Genomic DNA, 5,220 nt, shown 5'->3' on the forward strand with positions numbered 1-5,220 from the left:
AGGGGCTGGGGCGGGGCGCCGCGCCGCCGAAGTCGTGCGTGGGTGCGGGCCGCACGGAGGAGACCTCCGCCCACCCCGCGGGCGGGGTCGGGGTGCGGCGGTGCAAGCCGTACCACCCGGCGAGCATCGCGGCCGCCATGAGGAACCCGGCGCCCACGAGGAAGGTGCCTCCGGAACCACCGAAGGTGGGGGCGCTGATGAGGGCGACGACGACGAGGAGCACCGATGTCGTCCTGGATCCCGACGCCCGGCCCTTCCCGAGGAGCGCCTCCCCCTTGGACACCTCGTCGCCGGCGGCCCGCAGGACGAGCCAGAGCAAGGCGTAGAGGAACACCCCGGCGCCGCCCCAGAGCGCGGCGATCACGAAGGCGATGCGGATCAGGACGGGATCGACGCCGTAGCGTCGGCCGAAGCCTCCGCAGACACCGGCGATCCGTGAGTCGTCCGGGGTCCGGACGGGCCGTGTCCGCCATAGGGAGCGGAGCTCTGACGGGACGTCGTGGGTGCTGGTGTTGGACATGCCCCCATCGTGCTCGGCCGGCGGGTCCGGCACATCGGGGACCGACCCTGAGATCCGCACCCCCGGAATCTCGGGGTCGGACCCCGATGCGACCCCGGGGCGGATCTGTGACGATGGCGGATATGAGTGAGAACGCGACCGTCCGTGCGACAGGCCCGGGCCTTGTTCCGGCCCCCGGCACGGCGTCGCGTCCGCCCGTCGCGCAGCCGGTCGGCTTCCGCTGGTACCCGCGGCTGTCCCGCGTGCCGGACGGGGCCGTGGTCTCCGGGGTGTGCACGGGGCTGGCCGGGCACCTGGGCGTGCGGGTCACGTATGTCCGGGTGGTGATGGTCCTGCTGGCCACGCTGTCCGGCGCCGGGGTGGCGCTCTACGCGGCCTTGTGGGCGTTCACCTCGTCGAATCCCGCGTTCTCGGGGTCGGCGGCTACGGAGCACCGCGAGCGCAGACGCGGCGTGGCGCTGGCCGTCCTGGGGGTCGTGGGTTCGGTGTTGTCGTTCATGGTGACCACCGCGACGGGACTGCACGTCATCGTGCCCGTCGTGATCGTGGCCCTGGGTGCCGGGCTGGTCTGGCAGCAGTACGACGGCGGCGGAAGAGGGTCTCCCCGCTCCGTCTTCGACTGGGCCAGGGTCACGGCAGGGGCCACCCTCGTCGTCGTCGGCCTCGCTGTTGTCGTGCTCGGCCAGGTCGAGCTCGCCGCCCTCCGGTCGTCCCTCCTGGCGGTCGTGGCGACCCTCGTCGGCGTGGGGCTCCTCAGCGTTCCCGTGGGCCTGCGCCTGTGGCGGTCGCTGGAGGAGGAACGCGCGGCGCGGATCCGCGAGGCCGAGCGCAGTGACATCGCCTCCCACCTGCACGACTCCGTCCTGCAGACCCTGGCCCTCATCCAGAAGCGCTCCGACGACCCCGCGCAGGTGGCGCGCCTCGCCCGCCGACAGGAACGCGAACTGCGGCAGTGGCTGTTCGGCGCCGGCTCCCGGATGTCCTCCGGCGCCGCGACCGTGGCCGGGGCGGTCGAGGTGATGATCGGCGACGTCGAGGACGTCTACGGCCTGCGTGTCGACCAGGTCGTCGTGGGCGGTGACGGCCCGGTCGGCGACGCCGAGGACGCCGTGCTGGGCGCTGTCCGCGAGGCCCTGGTCAACGTCGCCAAGCACGCAGGGGTCGACACCGCCGACGTGTTCGTGGAGAACGACGGACGCACCCTCAGTGCGTTCGTCCGCGACCGCGGCCGGGGCTTCGACCCCGACGCCGTCGACGGCGACCGCCACGGTCTCGCGCAGTCCATTCGCCACCGCGTGGAGAGTCGCGGGGGCACCGTGCGCGTGCGCAGTACGCTCGGACGCGGGACCGAGATCGGGATCGAGATGCCGCTGGAGGGCGAATGACGGACGGGTCGGGGACCGCGACCGGGGTGAGCCGGGTCTTCCTCGTGGACGACCACGCGGTGTTCCGCAGCGGCGTCCGCGCCGAGCTCGCCGGCCAGTCGTCGATCGAGGTGGTCGGCGAGGCCGGGTCCGTGGCCGAGGCCATCGCGGGCATCGCGCGCGTGCGCCCCGACGTGGTGCTGCTCGACGTGCACATGCCCGACGGCGGCGGCGTGGCCGTCCTGCGGTCGGTGTTAGGATCGGATCCGGGCGGGGTCGCCGATCCCGCCCGCGCACCGGAGCCGACCTTCCTCGCGCTGAGTGTCTCCGATGCCGCCGAGGACGTGATCGCCGTGATCCGCGCCGGCGCCCGCGGCTACGTCACCAAGACCATCACCGGTGACGACCTCGCCGAGGCCGTCCGCCGAGTGGCAGACGGGGACGCCGTGTTCTCCCCGCGCCTGGCCGGATTCGTGTTGGACGCGTTCGCCCGCGCCGCACCCGGACCCGAGGAGCGTGGCGAACCCGTCCACGATCCCGAGGTCGACTCGCTCACCCCGCGCGAGAAGGAGGTCCTGCGGCTGCTCGCCCGCGGCTACACCTACCGGGAGATCGCCGAGGAGCTGTTCATCTCGGTCAAGACCGTGGAGACCCACGCCTCGAACGTGCTGCGCAAGACCCAGCAGTCCAACCGCCACGCGCTGACCCGCTGGGCGCAGTCGCGGCACCTGGACTGAGCCCCCGCCGCCACCGCCGGGCGGGCGATACCGTGACGGTATGAGCGAACCGCGTGATCTGCCCGTCTGCTTCATCGGTGATTCGTTCGTGGCCGGGTACGGCGACGAGACGGGCCGCGGCTGGACCGCGCATCTGGTGGAGGCAGGTGCCCGCGAGGGGCTGAACCTGCATGCCACCGTCGCGGGGATCGGCGGGGACACGTCCGAGATGATCCTGGCCCGCTGGGACGAGGTGGACCGTCGGCGGGCGGCGTTCCCGACCACCGCGGTGATCGCGGAGTTCGGCGTCAACGACGTCATGGAGGTCGAGGGGGAGGTGCGCGTCGACGAGGCGGGCACGGTCACGGCGCTGCGCGGGATGATTGACCGGGCTCCCCGCGGACGGTTCCTCGTGGTGGGTCCGCCGCCGGTCGTGTGGGACGAGGTCAACGAGCGGATCGCCGCCCGCGCCGAGGCGATGGCCGCGGTGTGCGACGAGGCCCGCGTGCCGTTCGTGCCGATGTTCGACGTGTTGTTGACGGGTGGAGCGTGGATGCGCGAGGTCGCCGCCGGAGACGGGGCGCATCCCGGCCCCGGCGGGTACGAGCAGTTCGCGGACGTCGTCGCCGGCCCTGTGCTCGCGTGGCTGGGCGCGCTTCCCGACGCCGAACCCGGCTACTAGCCGTCGAGCCGGGCTGCCAGACGTGGCACCGGGTCGCTAGCGGCCACGCGGGGCGAGTCCATGGGTAGCAGCGCGATCCGCCCGTCGGCGTCGAAGTGCAGGGCCCAGCCGTAGGTCTTGGCCAGAGGAGAGGTACGCAGGCAGGGCTGGCCCTTACCGAAGAACCGCTCGCGTTCGGCGGCCCGGTCGCTCTCCGGGATCCCCTTGCGCGCGCAGTGCACGTCGAACAGCAGGTCGTCGCTCGTCCACGTGTAGTCCGTGTCCGCGAGCCGCTCGTACTGCAGTTCGGCGACCGTGCCCTTCCCGGAGGGCGGGGCGGTCGCGGACTCCGCCCGGGTGTCGGGCGCGGGCAGGATGAGCGTGTCGGTGTAGTTGGTGGTGTGCATGGCGAGCCTCCGGCCCTCGTCGCCCGGCATCCGGCGCCGTGCGGTGCTGTGCGGTCGTGCCGGACGGGGTGTCCGGTAACGTGAGTCCCGCCGTACGCCCGGTACGGCGGGAGGAGATTGTTGCATGTCCAACCCGCAGAACTCTGACCACAACGACGACAAGTCCGACGAGAAGGACGAGAGGGATAACCGTCCGGATTCGAAGGACGACCTCGCCGACGAGTGGGGCGACGAGTCCTTCCCGGCCAGCGATCCCCCCGGGGCTCCCTGAGCTCATCTCAGGATTTCGAACTGTTCGGACACCGCCCGCAGCGCGCTCGCGCTGCGGGCGAGCTGTTCGCGCTCGGTGGTGTCGAGCTCCAGCTCCACCACCCGGTGCACGCCGGTCCGTCCGATCACGGCGGGCACCCCGATGAAGATCCCGTCCTCGCCGTACTCGCCCCGCAGCAGGGTGGACACGGGTAGGGAGACCTGTTCGTTGCGCAGCACGGCGCGGGTGATGCGGGCCAGGCCCATGCCGATGCCGTAGCTGGTGGAGCCCTTCGAGTCGATGATCCGGTAGGCGGCGTCCCGGGTCTCGGTGAAGATCTGTGCGAGCCGCTCCCGCTTGGCGGGGTCGCCTTCCAGGTCGCGGCGCAGCGGCACCCCGGAGACGTTGGCGGAGGAGAGCACCGGCAGTTCGGTGTCGCCGTGTTCGCCGATGATCGAGGCGTGCACGCTCATCGGGGCGACGCCGTAGTACTCGCCCAGCATGAACCGGAACCGGGCGGAGTCGAGGATCGTCCCGGACCCGATCACCTGCGCTGACGGCAGCCCGGAGAAGCGCCAGGTGGCCTGGGCGAGGATATCGACAGGGTTGGTGGCCACCAGCAGGATGCCGTCGAAGCCGGTCGCCATGACGTCGCCGACGATCCGCTCGAACAGCCCCATGTTCTTGCCGACCAGGTCGAGCCGGGTCTCCCCGGGCTTCTGGGCGGCGCCGGCGCAGATCACCACCATGGTGGCGTCAGTGCAGTCGGCGTAGGTGCCCTCGGTGACGAGGGTGGGGGAGGGCGCCCACACGACGCCGTGGTTGAGGTCCATGACCTCGCCCACGAGTTTGTCGCGGTCGATGTCGATGATGGCCAGATGGTCGGCCAGGCCCTGGTTGACCAGCGCGTAGGCGTAGGCGACGCCGACGTCGCCGGCGCCGATGAGCACGATGCGGTTCCCGATGGAGGCCTTCATGGTCACCGATGGTAGGCCTTCGGTACGACAGGGCGGGTGGAGTCGCGGTGGACAACCGGGGTGACGACGACGAGGAGAACCCGTCTCGAACAGGTGTTCTTGCGCGGTGTCGTACCCGTGGTGTTCACTGTTCACGTGATCGAAAAATAGTTCGATTACGTGCTCGACGGCGTGTCGCGCATGGCGGGAGGTTCTGATGATGGTAGTGGACGCTGCTGCTGTTGCCGATATGGCCGACCTCGACACGGCGGACCGGGTCGCGGAACTGCGACGCCGCCTGGCCGCGATGCCGGGCGGGGGCCCGCCCGCGTCCGCGCGGTCCACC

At 71.6% G+C, this 5,220-nt stretch carries 7 protein-coding genes; 4 read left to right on the forward strand and 3 right to left on the reverse strand.

Features of this window, described 5'->3' with window-relative positions; translation table 11 throughout:
* Positions 1 to 520 (reverse strand): PspC domain-containing protein (locus tag HMPREF3086_RS12005; protein WP_141764075.1); only part of this gene is annotated, 520 nt, incomplete at its 3' end.
* Between the two features lie 122 nt (positions 521 to 642).
* On the opposite strand from HMPREF3086_RS12005, the gene HMPREF3086_RS12010 reads away from it, so the two are divergent.
* The 3 genes from HMPREF3086_RS12010 to HMPREF3086_RS12020 are packed head-to-tail and all read left to right on the forward strand — an operon-like array spanning position 643 to position 3,282.
* On the forward strand, positions 643 to 1,905 hold the full coding sequence (locus tag HMPREF3086_RS12010; protein ID WP_083324426.1) for an ATP-binding protein: 1,263 nt from the start codon (positions 643 to 645) through the stop codon (positions 1,903 to 1,905).
* Entirely contained in the window at positions 1,902 to 2,621 is a 720-nt protein-coding gene (locus tag HMPREF3086_RS12015; RefSeq protein ID WP_061913987.1) for a LuxR C-terminal-related transcriptional regulator, read from the forward strand. Before HMPREF3086_RS12010 ends, HMPREF3086_RS12015 begins: the two co-directional genes overlap by 4 nt.
* Positions 2,622 to 2,661: 40 nt before the next feature.
* Entirely contained in the window at positions 2,662 to 3,282 is a 621-nt protein-coding gene (locus HMPREF3086_RS12020; protein ID WP_061913988.1) for a GDSL-type esterase/lipase family protein, read from the forward strand.
* On the opposite strand, the gene HMPREF3086_RS12025 is transcribed toward HMPREF3086_RS12020, so the two are convergent.
* Positions 3,279 to 3,668 (reverse strand): DUF6157 family protein, encoded by a 390-nt coding sequence (locus HMPREF3086_RS12025; RefSeq protein WP_061914053.1) that lies wholly within the window; start codon positions 3,666 to 3,668, stop codon positions 3,279 to 3,281. The genes HMPREF3086_RS12020 and HMPREF3086_RS12025 overlap by 4 nt on opposite strands.
* 124 nt (positions 3,669 to 3,792) lie before the next feature.
* Between HMPREF3086_RS12025 and HMPREF3086_RS19020 the strand changes: the two genes are divergently transcribed.
* Positions 3,793 to 3,939, forward strand: coding sequence for a hypothetical protein (locus tag HMPREF3086_RS19020; protein WP_007630246.1), 147 nt, complete (start codon positions 3,793 to 3,795; stop codon positions 3,937 to 3,939).
* A 2-nt stretch (positions 3,940 to 3,941) separates the two neighbouring features.
* Here HMPREF3086_RS19020 and HMPREF3086_RS12030 read toward each other — a convergent pair whose 3' ends face one another.
* A complete protein-coding gene (locus HMPREF3086_RS12030) occupies positions 3,942 to 4,895 on the reverse strand; it encodes an L-lactate dehydrogenase (protein ID WP_061913989.1) in 954 nt (317 codons plus the stop codon).
* Between the last annotated feature and the right edge of the window lie 325 nt (positions 4,896 to 5,220).

Source organism: Dietzia sp. HMSC21D01 (genome assembly GCF_001815995.1).
GTDB classification, from domain to species: domain Bacteria; phylum Actinomycetota; class Actinomycetes; order Mycobacteriales; family Mycobacteriaceae; genus Dietzia; species Dietzia cinnamea.